Origin of the sequence: Mucilaginibacter sp. SG564 (genome assembly GCF_013149275.1) — a bacterium.
Taxonomy (GTDB): Bacteria; Bacteroidota; Bacteroidia; order Sphingobacteriales; family Sphingobacteriaceae; genus Mucilaginibacter.
Map to the genome: position 1 here is coordinate 1 of NZ_JABGNA010000012.1, position 21,958 is coordinate 21,958.

General features: G+C 42.2%; 17 protein-coding genes. 14 read left to right on the plus strand and 3 right to left on the minus strand.

Annotated elements, in window-relative coordinates; all coding sequences use genetic code 11:
* Positions 1–828 precede the first annotated feature (828 nt).
* The 10 genes from FHW89_RS23190 to FHW89_RS23235 all read left to right on the plus strand — a co-directional run bounded on the left by FHW89_RS23190 (position 829) and on the right by FHW89_RS23235 (position 11,919).
* Entirely contained in the window at positions 829–1,761 is a 933-nt protein-coding gene (locus tag FHW89_RS23190; RefSeq protein WP_172337446.1) for an outer membrane protein assembly factor BamD, read from the plus strand.
* Positions 1,762–1,773: 12 nt separating this feature from the next.
* Positions 1,774–2,106: a DNA-directed RNA polymerase subunit omega gene (locus FHW89_RS23195; RefSeq protein WP_172337447.1), complete on the plus strand. Its 333-nt coding sequence runs from the start codon at positions 1,774–1,776 to the stop codon at positions 2,104–2,106.
* A gap of 142 nt (positions 2,107–2,248) precedes the next feature.
* Positions 2,249–3,451, plus strand: a complete 1,203-nt coding sequence (coaBC, locus tag FHW89_RS23200) for a bifunctional phosphopantothenoylcysteine decarboxylase/phosphopantothenate--cysteine ligase CoaBC (RefSeq protein WP_172337448.1) — start codon at positions 2,249–2,251, stop codon at positions 3,449–3,451.
* Positions 3,448–4,359: a DUF4835 family protein gene (locus FHW89_RS23205; RefSeq protein ID WP_172337449.1), complete on the plus strand. Its 912-nt coding sequence runs from the start codon at positions 3,448–3,450 to the stop codon at positions 4,357–4,359. Before coaBC ends, FHW89_RS23205 begins: the two co-directional genes overlap by 4 nt.
* A gap of 498 nt (positions 4,360–4,857) precedes the next feature.
* Positions 4,858–5,235 carry a BlaI/MecI/CopY family transcriptional regulator gene (locus FHW89_RS23210; protein ID WP_172337450.1) on the plus strand — a complete coding sequence of 126 codons (378 nt, stop codon included), beginning with the start codon at positions 4,858–4,860 and terminating at the stop codon, positions 5,233–5,235.
* 6 nt (positions 5,236–5,241) lie between these two features.
* Complete coding sequence (locus FHW89_RS23215; protein WP_172337451.1) at positions 5,242–7,224, plus strand: M56 family metallopeptidase; 1,983 nt, start codon at positions 5,242–5,244, stop codon at positions 7,222–7,224.
* A 69-nt stretch (positions 7,225–7,293) separates the two neighbouring features.
* Entirely contained in the window at positions 7,294–8,997 is a 1,704-nt protein-coding gene (gene recN, locus FHW89_RS23220) for a DNA repair protein RecN (RefSeq protein WP_172337452.1), read from the plus strand.
* A gap of 40 nt (positions 8,998–9,037) precedes the next feature.
* Complete coding sequence (locus FHW89_RS23225) at positions 9,038–9,787, plus strand: TonB family protein (RefSeq protein WP_172337453.1); 750 nt, start codon at positions 9,038–9,040, stop codon at positions 9,785–9,787.
* 35 nt (positions 9,788–9,822) lie between these two features.
* Complete coding sequence (locus FHW89_RS23230) at positions 9,823–10,635, plus strand: enoyl-ACP reductase (RefSeq protein ID WP_172337454.1); 813 nt, start codon at positions 9,823–9,825, stop codon at positions 10,633–10,635.
* Positions 10,636–10,902: 267 nt separating this feature from the next.
* On the plus strand, positions 10,903–11,919 hold the full coding sequence (locus tag FHW89_RS23235; RefSeq protein WP_172337455.1) for a hypothetical protein: 1,017 nt from the start codon (positions 10,903–10,905) through the stop codon (positions 11,917–11,919).
* Between the two features lie 119 nt (positions 11,920–12,038).
* Here the strand turns inward: FHW89_RS23235 and FHW89_RS23240 are convergent, their stop codons facing one another.
* A complete protein-coding gene (locus FHW89_RS23240) occupies positions 12,039–12,437 on the minus strand; it encodes a hypothetical protein (protein ID WP_172337456.1) in 399 nt (132 codons plus the stop codon).
* Positions 12,438–12,597: 160 nt separating this feature from the next.
* On the opposite strand from FHW89_RS23240, the gene FHW89_RS23245 reads away from it, so the two are divergent.
* Positions 12,598–13,710 carry a carboxypeptidase-like regulatory domain-containing protein gene (locus FHW89_RS23245; protein ID WP_172337457.1) on the plus strand — a complete coding sequence of 371 codons (1,113 nt, stop codon included), beginning with the start codon at positions 12,598–12,600 and terminating at the stop codon, positions 13,708–13,710.
* 58 nt (positions 13,711–13,768) lie between these two features.
* Here FHW89_RS23245 and FHW89_RS23250 read toward each other — a convergent pair whose 3' ends face one another.
* Positions 13,769–16,303: an ATP-dependent Clp protease ATP-binding subunit gene (locus FHW89_RS23250; RefSeq protein WP_172337458.1), complete on the minus strand. Its 2,535-nt coding sequence runs from the start codon at positions 16,301–16,303 to the stop codon at positions 13,769–13,771.
* 570 nt (positions 16,304–16,873) lie between these two features.
* Between FHW89_RS23250 and FHW89_RS23255 the strand changes: the two genes are divergently transcribed.
* Both FHW89_RS23255 and FHW89_RS23260 read left to right on the plus strand, forming a co-directional pair.
* A complete protein-coding gene (locus FHW89_RS23255) occupies positions 16,874–17,956 on the plus strand; it encodes a sensor histidine kinase (protein WP_172337459.1) in 1,083 nt (360 codons plus the stop codon).
* Positions 17,953–18,720 carry a LytTR family DNA-binding domain-containing protein gene (locus FHW89_RS23260; RefSeq protein WP_172337460.1) on the plus strand — a complete coding sequence of 256 codons (768 nt, stop codon included), beginning with the start codon at positions 17,953–17,955 and terminating at the stop codon, positions 18,718–18,720. The genes FHW89_RS23255 and FHW89_RS23260 overlap by 4 nt, the downstream gene beginning before the upstream one ends.
* Positions 18,721–19,060: 340 nt before the next feature.
* On the opposite strand, the gene FHW89_RS23265 is transcribed toward FHW89_RS23260, so the two are convergent.
* Positions 19,061–19,840 (minus strand): hypothetical protein, encoded by a 780-nt coding sequence (locus FHW89_RS23265; RefSeq protein ID WP_172337461.1) that lies wholly within the window; start codon positions 19,838–19,840, stop codon positions 19,061–19,063.
* Positions 19,841–20,069: 229 nt separating this feature from the next.
* Between FHW89_RS23265 and ettA the strand changes: the two genes are divergently transcribed.
* Positions 20,070–21,752, plus strand: a complete 1,683-nt coding sequence (gene ettA / locus FHW89_RS23270; protein ID WP_172337462.1) for an energy-dependent translational throttle protein EttA — start codon at positions 20,070–20,072, stop codon at positions 21,750–21,752.
* Positions 21,753–21,958 lie beyond the last annotated feature (206 nt).

The following is a 21,958-nucleotide window of genomic DNA, read 5'->3' on the forward strand; positions in this document are numbered from 1 at the left end:
TTTTCTTTCCTTCGTTTCGGGAGTGCAAAGGTAGAAACCTTTTTCTTATTTCCAAAACTTTTTTTTCTTTTTTTTATTCTAAGTTTTGACCGCCTCTCTTTCCCTTTTCTCTTCCTCCTCAGCGGGCTGCAAAGGTGCGAAACCTTTTTTGAAATCCGAAATTTTATTTGAAGTTTTTTTGGCTTTATTTTTTGTCTTTCAATTTCACTTATCTCTCTTCAAAAACCTCTTCAGTAACCTTTCTAAGAACAACCCCGCTTCCTCGTTTGCGGGCTGCAAAGGTATGCATAGAAATCAATTTCGCAAACTGTTTTTAACAAATACTTAACACGTGTGCATAAGGTGTTAATAATCAGCAAGAAATTTTATTCCCCAGATGTGTAAATCGGGTATTTACCTATAAAATCAACTATGGCGGCTCATCTTTGTTAATAAAGTCGCCATTTACCCGGTATTTTTAAGCAATACAACCCCAACCTTGCTTATGTTACTTATATACTATATATAGGGTAGTTGTATAGGCCGCTTCACCGACTAAATAAAAGAGATTTTATTCGGCACTTATCTATGCTATATATAACAGGATGCACATAGCTGATAGTTCAAGAAAAACATGACGCTATTTTTCTGCTTATATACTATATAGTATACTACCCCATTTCACTAGTCCGGGCAGAATTTGACCAAACTATCCAAGCTATCTACACGAGCCCAATCGTTAAAAGATGTTAAATAGTTTGTTATATACATAAGGAGCAGGAAACACGTTATATATTCGCTGATAAATAAATAATTGACTGATTTATATTATTCACCTATCTTTGCAAAATGTTTAAAAAGCAACTTACGTTATTAGCCAGTGTTTTAGCTCTGTTAATTATTACATTGGGCAGTTGTAAAAGCAAATACGAAAAGTTAAAAGCAAGTAACGATTACGCCAAAAAATACCAGGAGGCCATCAAATACTATAATCAAAAAGATTATAACAAGGCTTTGGGCTTATTTGAGGTGCTGGTTGAGCGTTATCGCGGACGTGCTGAGGCGGAAGACCTATTTTATTATTATGCCTTCACCAACTATAAGCTGAAGGACTATACATCTGCAAGATATCACTTCAAAACCTTTGCCGATACCTATCCATCAAGTACCCGGGCCGAAGAATGCCGTTTCTTCTCGGCTTATTGCTATTACCTGGATTCGCCTATATACTCGCTTGACCAGGATAATACCATGAAAGCTATCGAGGCATTACAGTTGTTTATTAACTTATACCCTAAAAGCGACCGTGTTACCGAAGCAAGCAAGCTGATACAAAACCTGCGCGATAAGCTGGAAACAAAGGCTTATGCTAATGCTAAGTTATATTTAACCATCAGCGATTATCAATCGGCGGTAATCGCCTTTAATAATGCGTTACGTGATTACCCGGATACCAAGTATGCCGAAGAAATGGAGTATCTTACCGTTAAGGCACAATATTTATACGCCTATCATAGTTTGGAATACAAACAGGAAGATCGTTATACCCAGGCCGAGGTTTACGCCAATCAGTTTAACGAAAAATATCCAAATAGTGCCTACGGTCACGATGTAAAAGCATTAGCCAAAGATAGTGAGCGCGGCATTCAGAATGCCAAACGCATTCTTGCCGAGGCTTTAAGCAACGACAGAGTAGCCAAAAAATTAGCGGAAAAAGGAAAAGATACCTTAAAAACACAACCGCCATCAGAAAAGAACCAGCAACAAAAAATACCATATTAAAAAAATTGATATATGACAGCAAATAACACGAACAAACCAGCAGTAGCGAGCAGCACTGTAACCCGCGATTTACGCGAGCTGGATGTAAACACTAACAATATATATGAGTCGCTTGTAATTATGTCAAAAAGAGCGAACCAGATATCAAACAATATCAAAGAAGAGTTACACCAAAAGCTTTCTGAGTTTGCATCATCAAATGACAACCTGGAAGAAGTTTTTGAAAACCGCGAGCAAATCGAGATCTCTAAATATTACGAGAAACTGCCAAAACCATCATTGGTAGCCGTTCAGGAATTTTTAGACGATAAGGTTTACTACCGTAACCCTACTAAGGAAGCGTAAGCTCTTTTTCAAGTCAAAAGCTAAAAGTCAAAATTCAAAATTGCTTGCATAGGCGTTTTTGAATTTTGACTTTTATTTTTTATGTATCTTCACACAGCGAAGTCAGAATTCTTTTGACTTTTGAATTTTGACTTTAATTTAAATGTTAGAAGGTAAAAATATAGTACTGGGTGTTTGCGGTAGCATAGCCGCTTATAAATCGGCCCTGTTGGTTAGATTATTGGTTAAAGCAGGCGCGCATGTAAAAGTGGTGATGACGCAAGATGCCACTCATTTTATTACCCCGCTTACCCTCGCTACCCTTTCCAAAAATCCTGTGCACGTTAACTATTTTAAGCCGGATACCGGCGAGTGGAACAATCACGTGGAGTTGGGTTTATGGGCCGATATGCTGATCATAGCTCCGGCAAGTGCCAATACCCTGGCCAAAATGGCCAATGGTATTTGCGATAATTTGCTGCTGGCAGTTTATCTATCGGCCAAGTGCCCTGTGTATTTTGCACCCGCTATGGATCTGGATATGTGGCTGCATCCGGCTACCCGTCAAAACGTTACCAGGCTGCAATCCTTTGGCAATGTATTGATAGCCCCCGGATCGGGAGAGCTGGCCAGCGGTTTATACGGCGAGGGTCGGATGGCCGAGCCTGATGAGATCGTTGCCTTTTTATCATCAACCCTAAAAAAAAAACTCCTTTTAGCCAATCATAATATTGTGGTTACCGCCGGTCCTACGTATGAGGCTATTGATCCGGTACGTTTCATCGGTAATCATTCCTCCGGTAAAATGGGCTTTGCCATTGCCGATGAACTGGCCGCTATGGGAGCCGATGTTACATTAATCAGCGGTCCTTCGGCAGAAGTAAGCCATCAGCAAAACATCAAACGGATAAACGTAACTTCGGCAGCAGAGATGCTAGCCGCCTGTGAGAGCAACTTTAAAACCGCCAAAGCCTGTATCATGAGCGCTGCAGTGGCCGACTATACCCCTGTGCATGTGGCCGAGCAAAAGATCAAAAAGCAGGATAGCGGCTTCAGCATCGAACTCAAAAAAACTACCGATATTTTAAAATACCTGGGCGAGCAAAAAACACCGGATCAAATACTGGTTGGTTTTGCCCTGGAAACTAATGACGAAGAACAAAATGCAATAAGCAAGCTGCAAAGAAAAAATCTTGATTTTATTGTGCTAAATTCGCTTAACGACGCCGGGGCCGGTTTCAAAAAGGACACCAACAAGGTAACCATTATTGACCGCGACCTTCAAAAAACAGTATTTGAACTTAAAAGTAAGGAAGCTGTGGCGCAAGACATTTGCCTTAAAGTTGCCCAACTCATCAACAGATGAAAAAAATATTCTTTTATATCATTTTAACCCTCGCAGGTTTCAGGGTTGCAGCCCAGGATCTTAACGCGCGGGTACAGGTGCTTTCGCCCAAAATACAGGGCAGCAACAAGCGTATCTTTCAGACACTGGAAACAGCCATGAAGGATTTTTTGAATGGCCGTAAATGGAGTGCCGATCCTATACAACCCCAGGAAAGGATAGATTGTAATTTTGTATTGAACATTACCAACTGGGATGGCAGCAGCAATTTTAGCGGCGAGCTCCAGGTACAATCCTCACGACCGGTTTATGGCTCAACGTATAACTCTACCATTATCAACCTGACTGATAAGGATGTTGATTTTATTTATAACGAAGGCCAAACCATTGATTATACCGACCAGAGTTTTCAGAGTAACCTGAGTTCCATCATGGCGTTTTATGCCTACGTGATCATCGGGCTTGATTATGACACGTTTTCACCTTACGGCGGATCGCCCTATTTTGCGGCAGCGCAAACGGTGATCAATAACGCGCAAACCGGGTCGTACCGTGGCTGGAAAGCTTTTGACGGAAACATTAACCGGTATTGGCTATGCGAAAACCTCAACAATAAAGCTTATGCTCCCCTGCGCAGCTTTCTGTATGATTATCATCGCAATGGTTTGGATATCATGACCGATAATACCTCTAAAGCGCTTAAAGCTATCTCCTCCTTTTTGCCATCTCTACAACAGGTTGACAGGCTACGCGTGGGCGCTATGCTCCCGCTTATATTTTATACCGCCAAAAGCGATGAACTGGTATCGCTATTTACCAAGGCCGAGCCCCAGGATCGTTTGCAGGCCATGAATATACTGGTACAGGCCGATCCGGCCAATGGTAATAAGTACCAAACCCTGCAGGGTACCAGTCCTACTTCGCGCTAAGCAAGGTAACTCCTGAACAAGTTGGCCGTCTTGTAAAAGTGGGTTTACATGGGTTTACACTTTTTATGGTTAAAATCGAGTTATATAACTGTAAATCAAATAATTATATAAAATAAAGTGTCAAAAAGTGGGTTTACATGTAAACCCACTTTTTGACACTTTCAGAGGCATGGTCTATCAAGTGGCAGAGGGGCTATTTTGCAGCTAAGATTCCCTCCCTCGGGAGGGGTGTGATGGATAGTGTGGTAGCAGGGAGGGGTTTCTTCGTGATGCAGGTGGCTTAAAACCCCTCCCTGCCCCTCCCGAGGGAGGGAATCGCACACTCCCATGCTTTCAAATTCAATCCTGTCTTTTCAGGAGCGATTACCCGCTCCATAGACCCCAAGTGGACTCTATAATCCCGATTTCCTCCTCCTCAAAAATTATTTTCACAAAATTCTTGCAAATACGAAATTCATCGTAGATATTTGTACGAAGAAATTCGTATTAAGAAACAACATGGATATAAAACCAACAGAAAGCGAGCTGGAGATATTACAGGTGATCTGGAATAAAGGCCAATGTACCGTGCGCGATGTGCACGAGCAACTGGCCCAAACCAAGGATGCCGGTTATACTACTACGCTAAAGCTGATGCAGATTATGCACGACAAAGGTTTGGTTGAGCGCGACACCACATCAAAAACGCATCTGTATAAAGCATTATTTACCCAGGAGCAGGCGCAAAGCAACGCTTTGGATAAAATATTGTCTACTGTATTTAAAGGTTCAACATCCGATCTGGTGATACAGGCGCTGGGCCAGCACCGGGCATCGGCCGATGAGATCGACGCTATTAAAAATTTCCTTAACCAATTTGATCAGGATAAAAAATAAACAATCATGGAAAATCTGTTCTACAACATAAGCCAGGTTTTAGGCATCACCATCATCCACTCCTTGTGGCAGGGATTATTGGTATGGTTTGTATTGCACTTGTTGTTCACTTGTGCGCCGTCCATGTCGTCGGTGAAAAAACATAACCTGGGCATGACGGGTATTTTTACCATCTGCACCTGGTTTATCTACACATTTGCAGTGCAGATACAACAACATGTATGGGTTGATCTGGCCGCGGTTACTTCACCAGGCTTGTTGCCGCACTTTGATTTTCCGTTAAACGCTGCTACACATGCTATCCCCGCAGCCCGCTTAAATTACATTATTGAGGGATACCTGCCCTATGTTTCGGCATTATACTTTGCCGGCCTTGTGTTTAACCTGTTACGAATGGGCCTTAACCTGCAAAAGTTAAGTCTTATTAAAAACACCATGATCCCTGCCGATGAAGTACAGATCTACGTTGATAACCTTTGCAAAAAGCTGTGTATCCATAAATATGTAAGCGTAAATTTCAGCCGCATGGTAGATGTGCCTTGCATGATCGGTTATTTTAAACCTATTATCCTTTTACCTATCACGCTTACCACATACCTGACGGCAACCGAGATCGAGGCTATCTTATTACACGAGCTATCACATATTAAACGGAACGATTACCTGCTGAATATGATTCAGCAGCTGATAACCGTATTGCTTTTCTTTAATCCCTTTGCCCAATTAATTAACAAACTCATAAACCAGGAGCGCGAAAACCGCTGCGACGATCTGGTAGTGCAAACCACCGCTCAACCATTAATATATGCCCAGGCCCTTTTAAAATTAGAGCAAACCCGGCATACAGATCTGCGACTGGCATTGGCTGCTACCAGCAAAAAATATCCTTTATTAACCAGAATTGAACGTATCATGAAAACAACAAAACCAATGGGCAACATACGCCACCTGCTTGTGGCCGTTGCTATAATGGCCGCCAGCATAAGTAGCATAGCATGGTTAAACCCAACCATCAAAAACGGAAAACTTTCTATCAAAAAACTGGCTTTCCCAAAAGTTATCGCCGAACCAATTGACACTATCCGTAAATCAGCAGTAAAATCGAAAAAAGTAGTAGCTTATAAAAAGGCAAAAGAAAACCAGGCCAATCATGAAAAACACATGGCCGAGAGATACGGCCTTAACGATGCCGAACTAAACCGCTTAACCGCCGAGGTAACCAAACATGCCGAAGCCATGAGTAAATATTATAACAGCGCCGACTTTAAAAGGCAATCTGAATTGCTTCAACAGAAAGGCCAGGCCATGGCCGATTATTATAATCGCCCGGAAATGAAACAATTGCAGGAACGCCAGCAGAAAATTGCCGCTGAATATCAAAAAGAAGTGGGTGATGGCAGTGAAACCAAAGAGCTTAGCGAAAAAATGCGGCAAGCAGGCGAAAAAATGGGAGCCTATTTTAAAAGTCAGGAGTTTAAGCAGATGAACGAGCAACTGGAAAAGAAATACGGCATACCCCACAACCATAATTATATTGATGATAGCAAAGACGAAAATTATCGCAAATACCAGGATGAGTTGCAAAGCAAAATACCAGCCGAGATAAAACAACAAACCGACGAAATGAAAAAGATGGGCGAACAAATGCGCGCCAAATATGATTCGCCGGAGTTTCGTAAAAAACAAGCCGAACTAAGAATGATGGGCGACAGCATGAGAAAGGCTTATAGTAACCCGCAGATGAAGGAACAGCAGGCCGAAATGAGAAAGTTGGGCGAGCAAATGCGGTCGTACCAAAACAATCCGGAGTTGAAAAAAGAGAAGGAACTGCTTGAACAGGCCTCAAAAAGATTACACGAATACACCAACAGCCCTGCTTTTAAGAAAAAGATGGAAGAATATCGTAAACAGGCTTATAACTATCAATACGATTATAAGTACGATAACAAATACGATTCTGACGCTAAGGCCGATACCACTAATAGATAGTTTTATTATTATCCCAATACATCGAATTTCGTAATTTAGTGTCCTTAATAAAATAAGGACACTTTTTTTATGCTTCAAAAGCTAACCATCAACAACTACGCTTTAATTGATAACCTGGAGATAAGTTTTGGTAAGGGATTAAACATCCTTACCGGCGAAACCGGTGCGGGTAAATCGATCATCCTGGGTGCATTGTCGCTCATTTTAGGGCAACGGGCCGAGAGTCGTTACTTTTTTAATCAGCAAAAAAAATGCGTTATTGAAGGCTTGTTTAAAATTGACGGCTTTCATCTGAAATCGTTTTTTGAAGACAACGACCTGGATTATGAAGCCGAAACCGTTCTGCGCCGTGAAATATCTGCCGATGGCAAGTCCAGAGCTTTTGTGAATGACACACCGGTTAATTTGACCGCGTTGAAACAACTGGGCGAAAAACTGATCGATATTCACTCCCAGCATGCCACGCTTGAAATAAACGATCCGGAATTTCAATTGCTGGTAGTTGATTCGGTTGCCAAACATGATGAGCTGCTGAGTGATTATCAAACTAAATATAAGGCTTACCGAAAATCCGTTGCGCGCCTTAACGAATTGATAACCGACAGTGAAAAAGCCAAAACCGATCTGGATTACTTCCAGTTTCAGTTTGATGAATTGGAAAAAGTCGCGCTGCATCCTGATGAACAGGAGCTGCTGGAAAAAGAGTTATACGCATTAAACAATGCCGAAGAAATAAAACGCAATCTTTTTGGCGCCTACTACCTGATACAGGAAAGCGAGGCATCGGCATTAACACAGTTAAAAGAAGCAGGCCAGCAACTGGGCAATCTCGAAAAATTTGATACCCAGATAGAAGAGCTGCATCAAAGATTAAGCAGTACCATCATCGAACTCAAGGATATCGCTGCTGAAATTGAAACCATCGAACAACGTACCCAAACCAACGAGGTCCGGGTTGAGGAGATCAATACCCGCCTGAGCCTGATCTATAATCTACAGAAAAAACACCGGGTAAATACCAATGCCGAGCTATTGGCTATCCAGGATGATCTGTCGGACAAAATACAGAAAGTATTATTTAGTGATGAGGCTGTAGAGCAACTGCAAAAACAATTAATTGCCGATAGAAGCGAGCTGGAAAAACTGGCAGCACAATTAACCGCCAACCGTATAAAAGCCATTCCGGCAATTGAAAAACAGGTACTGGCAACTCTGGCCGAAATGGGTATGGGCAATTCGGCATTGAAGATTGAGCATGCCCCCCTGCCCCCTAAAGGGGGAGCTGAAAAAGAGGGCTCCGGCAATTCATCTTCTGTAACACTTGGTGCAACCGGTGCCGACTACATCAAATTTCTGTTTTCGGCAAACAAAGGTCATGCCCTGGCCGAGATGAGCAAGGTGGCATCGGGCGGTGAGCTTTCCCGGCTGATGCTGAGCATTAAATCGCTCATTGCGCAATACACCGCCTTGCCAACCATTATTTTTGACGAGATAGATACGGGCGTATCCGGCGAAGTGGCCAATAAAGTTGGGCAAATCATGGAGCACCTGGCCGATAATCTGCAAGTGATCACCATAACCCACCTGCCGCAAATAGCCAGCAAAGGCCAAAATCACTATTTTGTTTACAAAGATGATTCGGCAGCAACTACCTATACCCGCATCAAACAACTGGATCAGCCAGAGCGTGTACTGGAAATTGCCAAAATGCTGAGTGGTGATAAACCTGGTGAAAGCGCACTGCAAAATGCAAGGGAATTGCTGAATAATTAGTGATCTATAAATGATGATGCTTTTTTAAACCTATCAACATATGAAAATATCTTTGACCTTGCTTTTTCTATTCCTGTTTTTTTGCTTTTCTTCCTCTGCCCAAAATACAACTATAAGCCAGGACACAGTTAATTTAAGAGGAGTAGTTATAGGTAGTAATGGCACACCCGTTCCACATATTGCCGTGCGGTCACAACAAAAACGTCCTAACGGTGAGAAAATATGGCTGGGTACAATTACTGATAATGACGGCCTGTTTACGTTGAATGGACTTATGGTAAACGATACTATAACAGTTGATGGTATCAATTACGGAAGACAAAAATATTATAATAAAGGGAGCCGGCTAATGATCCTTATCTTGCCATCGGAAAAGATATTGGATTTAAATTCAGAGAATCCAATTGAAGTTACCGCTAAACGGATTGCGTCCAAAGCAATTCCTTCTATTAACGTATCAACAAATGATCGTCCATTTCTTTTTGTTTCACAAACGCCAGAATTTCCAGGCGGAAATGAACGCTTTTTATTGTACGTTAAAAAAAGCCTGTCATATCCGGACAAGGCCATAAAGAATAATATTGAAGGCACTGTTGAAGTTGCATTTACTGTACAAAACGATGGCCGTTTAAATAATTTTATGGTACAAAAAGGAATTGGCTACGGATGTGATGAAGAAATCCTAAATCTTTTAATGAATAGCCCAAGATGGAAACCAGGAATTGAAAATGGCCATCCAGTAAGTCTTAAGACCTCTGTTTCCATCAAATTCTCATTAGCCGACCAATAACTATAATTTCACATCCAATTATAAAAACTCAAAACATGGCTTATAATTTATTAAAAGGTAAAAAGGGGATCATTTTTGGTGCCCTGAATGATCAATCCATAGCCTGGAAGGTGGCACAACGCGCTGTACAGGAAGGCGCCGAAATTGTACTTTCCAACGCACCCATCGCCTTGCGTATGGGCGAGCTCAATAAACTGGCCGAAGAATGCAATGCCCCGGTTATTGCCGCCGATGTTACCAACGGCGACGACATTAACAACCTGCTCACCAAAACACAGGAACATTTTAATGGTGGTGTCGATTTTATTTTACACTCTATTGGCATGAGCGTTAACGTGCGCAAAAGTATCCATTACACCGAAAACAATTATGACTTTACGCATAAAGGCCTGGATATATCGGCCCTGAGCTTGCACCGCATATTGCAGGCAGCCATGAAAATGGATGTGATTAATGAATGGGGATCCGTAGTGGCCCTAACCTATATCGCGGCCCAGCGTGTATTCCCAGATTATAATGATATGGCCGATAACAAGGCTTACCTGGAAAGCATAGCCCGTAACTTTGGTTATCAGTATGGTATCAAAAAACAGGTGCGTATCAACACGGTATCGCAATCGCCTACCCGCACCACGGCAGGATCGGGGATAAAAGGCTTTGACGGTTTTGTTAACTATGCCGAAAAGATGAGTCCGCTGGGTAATGCCAGTGCCGATCAGTGTGCCGATTACTGTGTAACCCTGTTCAGCGATCTTACCCGTATGGTAACCATGCAAAACCTTTTCCATGATGGCGGCTTCTCCTTCACCGGCGTAACCCAGGCGGTTATTGAGCAAATGGAAAAATAAAGAACTACTCATTTTCAGACTTACGAAGTTTTAAAATGGCCTCAACGAAACCATTAAAAACAAACATCATTGAGTTAAACTTCGTAAGTCTTTTCTGCATTAATAATACCCCCCCCTCCTATATCTATTAATAATAGATTATATTTTCATAAATATCTATAAATTATAATTATAGTTTTTTAACTTAGGTATTAAATATCTACCTAAGTCAGTCAATATTAACCAATTGGCCGGCAAACATCATTATCTAACATTAAAAACCTATTTATGAAAAACACTTCTGCAACCTTATGCGGCATTGTACTATTTGTCGCGTTTTTTTCTTTTGGCTGTAAAAAATCAGCGATGACCCCAATTAATCAACCCGCTGATGATCAAAAAGCGGCCAGCGCACAACAAGATATGGTGATTACACCATTTGGGGCGCGGCCTGCATCACAGGTGCATCAAATAGAAAGCGGGTACGCCCTAACCTACCAGGGAAACCGCCTGGTAAAAGTTCAAAGCCAAACAGGCAAAGTGGCTGAGGACTTTGGCGACCAATTACAAATACAGAAAAATGCGGAGCAATCAAAGAAAACAACTAGCCTGAGCACTTCCGCATTCCCGGGATTGGGTTCGGGTTGGATCACCTATGCGCAAAACAATGTGCCTGTAGCTGGCATAACCGGATTTTCAACCGATTGGATAGTGCCTTCTAATCCTCCGGCAAACAATGGCCAATTACTATATCTGTTTAACGGATTACAGGATGGCTTTAGCGCTACCTCACATATTCTGCAGCCGGTTTTACAATATGGCAACAATGGCCGGTTTGGTGGTAATTATTGGGTAATTAATAACTGGTATGTATCCTGCCAAACCTGCCCCGTATTTTATGGCACGCCAATAACTGTTACTCCCGGTACCGGCTTAACGGGAAACATGAGCGGAACTGCCGCAACCGGAGGAAATTATAATTACACATCTAAATTTTGGGAAGTTGACAACCCCACAGCTCCAGGACCACACCGCATTCATTATTATCCGGATAATAACAGCATAACGGTAAACAATGTACCAGAGATGCAATACATATTTGAAACCATGGAAGCCTATAATATGCAACAATCTTCCAACTATCCGAATGGTTCATGTAATATGACAGGTATTCAGGTATTAACCGGTGGCGGCAGGAGACCTACCGTGGTTGCCCTGAATTTCATTCCTTATAATGTTGTAACCGATGTTGGGCAGCACACTACCGTAGTTAGCGGCCAGGAGGTTGATCTGTATTTTCATTAAGCAAAACATTCAATATCCCAACAAATTGATGTGCGGCTTATTTGTTAAGTAAAGAATTTAATAAAAAAAGCCCCCTGTAATTCAGGGAGCTTTTTTTATTGAATTCTTTAAGTTAATCCTTATGGCACTAAAACTATTTTAAGTTTAAGAGGTCCTGGATTTGCAGGAACGGCGCCAGTTGCACTCTGGGCATCAATATATAAATGCCCGGCGGTATAATAAGTAACCCTAAAGGTAACATTATCATAAACATTAGGTATTTGCTCATATGAGCCATCTCCATAATCGATATAAGCTAATACTGCTCCATTATCGTTATAATAATCAGTAATATCTGGTACGGGTACATCTACGGTATACCCATGTACAGAACCTTGGGCATTACTATTATCCACGCGCCACATATCTGTAGTGATATTTGTAAAAATTGTTTTGGCACCAGGTGTAATGTATTTTTTAGTACAAGATGTTGCTGCTAATAAGACGGTGCAGCAAACGAGAGTCAAGATTTTTTTCATAAATGAATGTGTTGATATTAATATTTAGTAAAGACACAAATGTCATTAAAAGGTTTAACGTTTTTTAGGTTATTTTATTTTTATATTATAATAACGTTATAATTCTGTCCGTAATAGAAATTTTACTACATTAAACTATTTTTTTAGTTTACCTTTAAATATGCAGAAGTTCCTCTTGCTATTAATACTCTTATCCCCATCGTTTTGTTTTGCCCAGTTAAAGATCAGCGGCAAAGTGATCAACCTTAACGACAAAAAACCGATACCTGATGCCAGTGTTTTTTTAAATAATGCCAGCGCAGGCAATAAAACTTCTGCCGATGGCTCTTTCGTTCTTGGTAATGTACGACCAGGTCAGTATGATCTTATTGTATCTGTTATTGGTTATGAAACCTATAATAAAACTATCAGTGTGGTTAACAGCAATGTCATTATGCCCGAGATTGCTTTGCTTCCCAAAACTATTGAACTTAAAGAAGTAAAAATTAAGCCCAACCCCGACTGGGGGAAATATTATGACATATTTAAACATCAGTTCCTCGGCACATCGGCCAACGCAGCACAATGCAAAATACTTAACCCCGATCAACTCGATCTGGAATTTGATGCTAAAACACGTATACTCCAGGCATCATCCTATGATTTTTTGGAGATAGAGAATAAGGCCCTGGGCTACAAAATAAAATATAAGCTCAATCAATTCACTTACGACCCAACCAAGGGTTTCTTGTATTACGACGGCATATCGGTATTTGAAGATCTGGCAGGCAGCAGCTCCAAAATGCGCAAGTGGAAAAAGAAAAGACAAACCGCTTACCTGGGTTCGCCAATGCATTTTCTGCGTACCATAATTACTAATCAATTATTGCAGGAAGGTTTTGAGGTTTTCAAACTCATGCGCAAACCTAATCCCGAATATAAAGGCGGTCCGTTTGATAGCAAAAACAAATATCTGCAAACACTCATCAAGCAGCCGCTTGATGTGAACGCCTTTGCCAAACGTACCGATCAGCCCGGCTTATTCGCGTTGAGTTTTAATGATTGCCTGTATATTATGTACAACAAAAAAGCCAACAGTAACCCCGATCGCACCCCAGACGCATCGGATGTTGCCACATCCATAGCTACCCTCGACGAGCATGAAGCTTACGCCTTTTTTGATAACAACGGCATTATCCACAACCCGCGCAGTATTGTTTTTGAAGGCGACTGGACATCATACCGCTTTGCCGAAATGCTGCCGGTTGATTATGAACCTATTCCCCGAAAATAAGTTATAAAACAAAAAACCCGGCTTGTGACCGGGTTTTGATTATCTAAAAGAAGACCAATTATTTCTGTTCTTCCTGTTCTGGTTTTTTGCTTTCGCCTTTTTTATCAATGATCTTGATCTCGCCGGCTTCTTTATCATAATCAACTGCCATGATATCGCCTTCGCTCAGTTCACCTTTCAATATTTCTTCGGCAATTGGGTCTTCCAGGTATTTCTGAATAGCACGTTTTAACGGACGTGCACCAAACTGCGAATCGTAACCTTTATCGGCAATAAACTCCTTAGCGGCTTCGGTAAGTTCAATTTTGAAACCTAAACCATTTACACGGCTAAACAGGAATGCCAGTTCGATATCGATAATTTTGAAGATCTCGTCTTTACCTAATGAATTAAACACGATCACATCATCAATACGGTTCAAAAACTCTGGTGCAAAAGCACGTTTCAAGGCATTTTCGATAACACCGCGTGAGTGCATATCGGCTTGCAGGTTTTTAGCATTGGTGCTGAAACCCACACCCTGACCAAAGTCTTTCAACTGGCGGGCACCGATGTTGGATGTCATGATAATGATGGTGTTCCTGAAGTCAACCTTGCGGCCCAATGAGTCGGTCAGCTGTCCTTCATCCAATACCTGTAACAGGATGTTGAACACATCAGGGTGAGCTTTTTCAATCTCATCCAGCAATACAACAGCATAAGGTTTACGACGCACTTTTTCAGTCAGCTGTCCGCCTTCTTCATAACCCACGTAACCCGGAGGCGCTCCTACCAAACGTGATACCGCGAATTTCTCCATGTACTCGCTCATATCAATTTGTATCAGCGCGTCTTCAGTATCAAACATAAAGCGGGCAAGCTCTTTGGCCAGCTCGGTTTTACCAACACCTGTTGGGCCTAAGAATATGAACGAACCGATTGGTTTTTTAGGATCTTTCAGTCCGGCACGGGTACGTTGAATGGCACGGGTCAATTTCTTGATCGCATCTTCCTGACCAATGATCTTGCTGCCAACGGTATCAGCCATGTGCAGCAGTTTCTGGCTGTCGGCCTGGCCTACACGTTGTACCGGGATACCGGTCATCATGGATACCACCTCGGCAACATTATCTTCGGTTACGGTGTAACGTTTTGATTTTGTTTCGGCTTCCCACAATGCTTTAGCCTGATCCAGCTCAACTAACAGATTTTTTTCCGTATCGCGTAACTGAGCTGCTTCTTCGTATTTCTGGCTACGAACAACCTTGTTTTTCTCGATCTTGATCTGTTCGATCTTTTGCTCAATATCCAGTATATTTTGCGGCACGTGGATATTGGTTAAGTGAACACGTGAGCCCGATTCATCCAAAGCATCAATAGCTTTGTCTGGTAAAAACCTGTCGGTAATATAACGGGTAGTTAAGTTAACGCAGGCATTGATCGCTTCCGGGGTATAAGTTACACCGTGGTGCTCTTCGTATTTTTCTTTAATGCGGTTCAGGATCTCGATAGTTTCAACAGGAGTAGCTGGTTCAACCATTACTTTCTGGAAACGACGGTCGAGCGCGCCATCTTTCTCGATGTACTGGCGGTACTCATCTAAAGTAGTTGCGCCAATGCATTGGATCTCGCCCCTGGCCAAGGCAGGTTTAAACATGTTGGAGGCATCAAGCGAGCCTGAAGCGCCACCTGCACCTACTATAGTATGTATCTCATCAATAAATAAAATAACATCGGGTGATTTTTCCAGTTCGTTCATTACCGCTTTCATGCGTTCTTCAAACTGACCGCGGTATTTTGTACCGGCAACCAATGAAGCCAGGTCAAGCGTAACTACACGTTTGTTAAACAATACGCGTGATACTTTACGCTGAACAATACGCAACGCCAAACCTTCGGCAATGGCCGATTTACCAACACCTGGTTCACCTATTAATATAGGGTTGTTCTTTTTACGGCGTGATAAGATCTGTGATACCCTTTCGATCTCTTTTTCGCGACCAACAATCGGGTCGAGCTTTCCATCTTCGGCGGCACGGGTTAAATCGCGACCAAAGTTGTCCAACACAGGTGTTTTTGATTTGATGTCCGATACCTTTTTAGGCTGGCTAAAAGCTTCTTCTTCTTTAAAGTCGTCGTCGCCGCCGGTTGGTGAACCGGGCATTTCGTCAGTCACATCATTTTTGTGCGATTCTACTTCTCCTTTAAATACTTCATAGTTTACATTAAACTGCATCAGTATCTGCGAAGCTATGTTGTCCTCATCGCGAAGTATGGACAGCAGCAAGTGCTCGGTTCCAATTACATCGCTTTTAAATATCTTGGCTTCAAGATAAGTTATCTTTAGTACTTTCTCGGCTTGTTTAGTTAATGGGATACTGCCAATATGTACGTTTGTTCCAATAGTTCCTTTTACGGCATCTTCAACAGCGCGGCGCAGTTTGGCGGTATCAACGTTCAAACCTTTCAGCAATTTAATTGCAACTCCGTCACCATCCCGGATAAGCCCCAGTAAAAGATGTTCGGTCCCGATATAGTCGTGCCCCAGGCGTAAAGCCTCTTCCCTGCTATATTGAATAACATCTTTAACCCTCGGCGAAAATTTAGCTTCCATATATACCTTTCTATTTATGAACGTCCTAATCTATTAATTTTGTTTTTACAAACCACGACGCTTGACTTAACATTTATCAACAATATTGCCAACATTTAATGGTTTGCAGAAACAGACATTGATATGATACGCAAGCTATTAAAGTTTAGCTTTATTATGCAACTTTTATCAAAAAATTCAACGGATTGCTGAATTATTTTACAATATACAAATCAAATACACCTGTTTGATACAAAAAATTCAAAATAGTTTAAACATATTAACAATTTTTATAGGCAAGCCGGCCATAACTGGTAATTTCGTCATCAAGCATGACATTTAGGCATTGCAACAATTTCCACACTACCTATACAATATACGTATAAAGAACCCCAACAGTTGCTGTATTGTTTAAGTTTAACGCAATAATTATTTAACAAGTATGCGCAATAATCCTGATACTCAACGTTCACTACAAAAATAAGATATACACTGCCTTTTTACTGGTAATCTGCCAATTTTAATCATATTTGAATTTATCTTTTTACTCATATATGGCAGATAAAACACATAGGGGGAATATTTAACACGATGAAAAAGATCAAAGCAAAGAGTGTAGCCCTCATCACATTCACTTTTGTAGGTTCATATGCTACTTTATTCATCATATTTCCCTTTACGTATTGGAGAGATTACGTTCACTTGCCAGCTTTAAGGATATGGGCCGACGTTTTGACCAACCTTATATTTTGTGCCGTCCTTTTTGAACTAAGTTTATACATCGACAGAAAGCTCAACAAGAGGATACCGTGGATGCTTCACCCCATAAAACGCCTGTTGACCCAAACGCTGTTCCAGATCCTTGGTGTTTTGTTTCTTGTATTTTGTTTGGCAGTCATCTATGTGATCATCTATTTATTATTTAGTGATGCTATAAATGCGCATTATCCATATGTTGGTTTAAGAGAAACGGTATACGCCTTTCTTTCCATTATATTCTGGGCTTTAATGATCAGCGCCTTAAATACCGGCGATTTTTTACTCAGGAACTGGAAAACAGCTACCATGCAGGCAGCAGAGTTTGAAATTAAAGCAGCCCAGAACAAACAACTGGCAGCCGAAACAGAATTGCAGGCATTGAAGCTGCAGCTCGACCCCCATTTTGTTTTCAATAACCTGAGCGTGCTTTCAGAATTGATATTGAGGGATCAGCAACTGGGGTATGATTATACCGAGAATTTCGCCAAAGTATACCGGTACCTGCTGGTTAACGCCAAAAAAGAATTGATCTCCCTGCGCGAAGAACTCAAATTTCTGGATGCCTATCTTTTTTTGATCAACTATCGCATGGGCGGCGGAAGTATCTTTCGTGTAAATATTGACAGATCAAAGCTGGATATGCTTATTCCGCCGGTCACACTTCAGCTATTCATCGAAAACGCCCTAAAGTATAACCGCACCGAAAAAGAAAATCCTTTGATTATCGATATTTACACTACTGATGACGAAGAACTGCTGGTGTCCAATAACTTATTACCGCTGATAAAAAAGCCCGAATCAACCGGTATTGGTTTAGAAAATATTGTCAGTCGTTATGCACTGTTAAGCGATAGAAAACCCGTGATAGAAAAAACAGATAACACTTTTACGATAAAAGTACCCCTGATCAAATGAATGGTATAAAAAAGATACTGATCCTGGAAGATGAGCAGCTTAACGCCGACAGGATACAGCGTCTGATGCTCAACATCAGGCCGAATGCAGTGATCCTGGATATTTTAACCAGTGTTAAAAAAACGGTAGACTGGCTTGCCGAAAACGAAGATCCTGATCTGATCCTCATGGATATCCGACTGGCAGATGGTGTAAGTTTTGAGGTTTTTAACCTGGCAGATGTAAAATGCCCGGTAATCTTTACAACCGCTTATGACGAATATGCGGTGCAGGCCTTTAAATATAACAGTATAGATTATTTGCTCAAGCCGGTTGAAAAGGATGAGTTAGAGGCTGCCATCGCCAAGTTTGAAAATTCCGTACAGCGCTCCTATCAGCAATCGCCCCTGATCGAAGAATTACTAAGGCAAATGCAGCCTAAAACATACCGCACCCGTTTTTTTCTGCCCTACCGCGATGGCTATAGAAAAGTCAACATAGAGGATATTGCGTTTTTCTATTCGCACCTAACCATTACTTATGCCAACCTGTTTAATGGCGAACAAATGGTGGTACCGCAAACCCTGGAAACGCTGGAACAGGAACTGGAACCTAAAAACTTCTTCAGGGTAAACCGCCAGTACATTCTGCATGCCAATTCTATCGAAAAGGTGCATAACTATTTTAACAGCAAATTAAAGCTCCAGGTGAAAAATTGCATAGACGAGGCTATTATAGTGAGCCGGACAAAAGCTCCTTTATTTAAAAGCTGGCTGGATTACTGATCAGGACGTTCGATGCCGTGCCGACTCACCCCGACATCGCTGCGTTTTTACCCCTCTCTCCGCTTCGCGCATAGAGGGTGGGAACAGAAACATCTTCTCTCCACGCGTCATTGCGAGGAGGAACGACGTGGCAATCCCCGATATGCAGGACGGCTCTGTAAGTCGGGGATTGCCACGCTGCGCTCGCAATGACGCGTGTATTAAGAGGCGACGCCGGGAGTTGGCTGTGCGTCATGCCATTCATTAGCTATTAAAACACCAATAGGGCTCCTGCCTGATTCAGAAGCCCCAAAGAGCGGTTATATCAATTTCTAATTTTCCGATAAACCAGATCCACCGGTTATTTTTTGGAATAGTTGGAGTATTCGGTAATGGTTTGCACATTAACTTGCTGTCCCAGAAATTTAGCCAGGATATTGAGATTTTGATTAGTGGCAAAATAGCGTTTCGCCTGGTCGTCCATGATATATTTTTGTACCAGGTCAAACTTTTCGGCATTGAGTATTTTAATTTTCAGCGGCTTTTCATTCAGCGCTTCTACTTGCTCCAGCTCCTTGGTGCCCAGGTTAATGGTCATGTAAAACCGGCAATCCTTCATGAAGGAGGCGTCTTTGGCAATACCGGCAGGATCAAGCTTATAACTGATCACCAGCGAACCTGAGGTTTCTTTCTCCACCTTATAACTTGCATCATCTGTTTTGTTGGATGCCGACTCTTTATTCTGACTTTTCCGGAAGGAATTGATATCAGACTTAGATGGATTTTTTCCATTTACAGCAGTCACCGTCCACTCCTCACCCTTCGCACCGGATGGATCAAACTTGGCGTCAATCACCGTTTCTTTTCCCGCGGCTATGGTGGTTTGTTTCAGTTCATAGGTGTAATTATCGGGTTGCTGAAGATAGTCGGGATTGAGGATCTTCGCGTCAATACCATGTTTGGAAAAGGCATCCAATACGGTAGATTTTTGAGCCGATACATTCAAGGTAGATATTACCCAAAGCAAAAGAGCAAACAGGGCTTTCATTATACTTCCTTTTAATCCAAATCTCATTTTAACATGATCAGCAATTGCTCCAAATCCTAAGCCCGCCAATGTCATTGCATGTGTGTTTTTCATTTTTCTATACTATTTGTTATTATTTTGATGGCGCAAAACTACCGGCAGGTAAAGTGCCATGAGGTAGTTTTCTGAGTGAAGCAGCAAAAACCGTCACTGAATCGTCGATCGGGAATATTGAAATGATTTAGCGTTTTGGTGAGATCTGCAAATAAGATATTATATGTGTCAGCTTTTCGGGGAATCCGCCAATTTTAACCATATTTGAATTTCTTTTTTAATCAATTATATGGCAGACGAAAAGATCATATTTTCAATGGCTGGGGTTAGTAAGATCTACCCTCCGCAAAAAACAGTTTTAAAAAACATTTACCTCTCGTTTTTCTATGGCGCCAAAATTGGCGTTATCGGTTTAAACGGTTCGGGTAAGTCGTCCTTATTAAAAATTATAGCAGGAATTGATAAAACCAATATAGGCGAGGTTGTTTTTTCGCCGGGATATACCGTAGGCTACCTGAGCCAGGAGCCCGAACTTGATCCCGAAAAAACCGTGCGCGAAGTAGTGGAAGAAGGCGTTGCCGAAACTACCGCCTTATTAAAGGAATACGAGGAGATCAACGAGAAATTTGGCCTGGAAGAATATTATAGCGACGCTGATAAAATGGATAAGCTGATGGCCCGCCAGGGCGAACTGCAGGACCAGATAGACGCCGTGAACGCCTGGGAACTGGATACCAAGCTGGAGCGTGCCATGGATGCCCTGCGCTGCCCAGAACCCGATACTAAAATCGCGGTACTATCTGGTGGTGAGCGCCGTCGTGTAGCACTTTGTCGTCTTTTGTTGAAAGAACCGGATGTATTGTTGCTGGATGAGCCTACCAACCACCTGGATGCTGAGTCGATCGATTGGCTGGAGCAGCATTTACAACAATATAAAGGTACCGTGATTGCCGTAACGCACGACCGTTACTTTCTGGATAACGTAGCCGGTTGGATCCTGGAACTCGACCGTGGTGAAGGTATTCCATGGAAAGGCAACTATTCTTCATGGCTCGACCAGAAAGCCAAACGCCTGGCGCAGGAAGAAAAGAGCGAAAGCAAACGCCAGAAAACCCTGGAGCGCGAGCTGGAATGGGTACGCATGGGTCCGAAAGGTCGCCACGCCAAATCAAAAGCCCGTTTAGGTAATTATGAAAAATTGGCCTCAGAAGAAACCAAGGAACGCGAAGAAAAGCTGGAACTGTTCATTCCACCGGGCCCGCGTTTGGGTAATGTGGTGATTGAGGCCAATGGCGTAAGTAAATCATATGGCGATAAATTATTGTTTGATAACCTAAGCTTCTCCTTACCGCCGGCAGGCATTGTGGGTATCATCGGGCCAAACGGCGCTGGTAAAACCACGCTGTTCCGCTTGATCACCGGCCAGGATAAACCGGATGCGGGGACCTTCCGTGTAGGTGAAACTGTGGCTTTGGGTTATGTGGACCAGATGCATGATGACCTTGACCCCAACAAATCTGTTTGGGAAAACGTAACCGGCGGGTTGGAGACCATTATGGTGGGCAACCGTCCGCTAAATTCCAGGGCCTATGTATCCAAATTCAACTTTAACGGTGCCGATCAGCAGAAAAAAGTAGGTGTATTATCAGGTGGTGAACGTAACCGAGTGCATCTTTCCATCACCCTCAAAAAAGGATCGAACGTGCTGTTGCTGGATGAGCCTACTAATGATATCGATGTAAACACACTGCGCGCACTGGAAGAAGCGTTGGAAAACTTTGGCGGCTGCGCTGTAGTGATCAGTCACGACCGCTGGTTCCTTGACCGTATCTGTACCCACATCCTGGCTTTCGAGGGCAACTCGCAGGTATACTTCTTTGAAGGCAACTATACCGACTACGAAGAAAACCGCAAAAAACGCCTGGGCGATATAGCACCTAAGCGTATTAAGTATAAGAAGCTGACGGTGTAAGAAGCTATTCCTATAGTAAATTAAAAAACAAGCTTGTCATCCTGAGGAACGAAGGATCTATTCGCTGATTAGATTCTTCGCTACGCTCAGAATGACAAACTTGTTTTTTTGCCATAACCAACTGCCATTTACCCCTCCGTTAATTTCCTGTCATAATATGCAACAATCCCCGAAAATTGGCCTAACTATCAATTCCTTATCCCGAT

Coding starts and splice junctions, on each gene's coding strand:
- FHW89_RS23225 (WP_172337453.1), top strand. CDS start 9,038: ATGAAAATATCTTTGACCTTGCTTTTTCTATTCCTGTTTTTTTGCTTT.
- FHW89_RS23250 (WP_172337458.1), bottom strand. CDS start 16,303: ATGGAAGCTAAATTTTCGCCGAGGGTTAAAGATGTTATTCAATATAGC.
- FHW89_RS23190 (WP_172337446.1), top strand. CDS start 829: ATGTTTAAAAAGCAACTTACGTTATTAGCCAGTGTTTTAGCTCTGTTA.
- FHW89_RS23265 (WP_172337461.1), bottom strand. CDS start 19,840: ATGAAAAACACACATGCAATGACATTGGCGGGCTTAGGATTTGGAGCA.
- FHW89_RS23230 (WP_172337454.1), top strand. CDS start 9,823: ATGGCTTATAATTTATTAAAAGGTAAAAAGGGGATCATTTTTGGTGCC.
- FHW89_RS23195 (WP_172337447.1), top strand. CDS start 1,774: ATGACAGCAAATAACACGAACAAACCAGCAGTAGCGAGCAGCACTGTA.
- coaBC (WP_172337448.1), top strand. CDS start 2,249: ATGTTAGAAGGTAAAAATATAGTACTGGGTGTTTGCGGTAGCATAGCC.
- FHW89_RS23205 (WP_172337449.1), top strand. CDS start 3,448: ATGAAAAAAATATTCTTTTATATCATTTTAACCCTCGCAGGTTTCAGG.
- FHW89_RS23260 (WP_172337460.1), top strand. CDS start 17,953: ATGAATGGTATAAAAAAGATACTGATCCTGGAAGATGAGCAGCTTAAC.
- FHW89_RS23245 (WP_172337457.1), top strand. CDS start 12,598: ATGCAGAAGTTCCTCTTGCTATTAATACTCTTATCCCCATCGTTTTGT.
- FHW89_RS23215 (WP_172337451.1), top strand. CDS start 5,242: ATGGAAAATCTGTTCTACAACATAAGCCAGGTTTTAGGCATCACCATC.
- FHW89_RS23255 (WP_172337459.1), top strand. CDS start 16,874: ATGAAAAAGATCAAAGCAAAGAGTGTAGCCCTCATCACATTCACTTTT.
- ettA (WP_172337462.1), top strand. CDS start 20,070: ATGGCAGACGAAAAGATCATATTTTCAATGGCTGGGGTTAGTAAGATC.
- FHW89_RS23235 (WP_172337455.1), top strand. CDS start 10,903: ATGAAAAACACTTCTGCAACCTTATGCGGCATTGTACTATTTGTCGCG.
- recN (WP_172337452.1), top strand. CDS start 7,294: ATGCTTCAAAAGCTAACCATCAACAACTACGCTTTAATTGATAACCTG.
- FHW89_RS23210 (WP_172337450.1), top strand. CDS start 4,858: ATGGATATAAAACCAACAGAAAGCGAGCTGGAGATATTACAGGTGATC.
- FHW89_RS23240 (WP_172337456.1), bottom strand. CDS start 12,437: ATGAAAAAAATCTTGACTCTCGTTTGCTGCACCGTCTTATTAGCAGCA.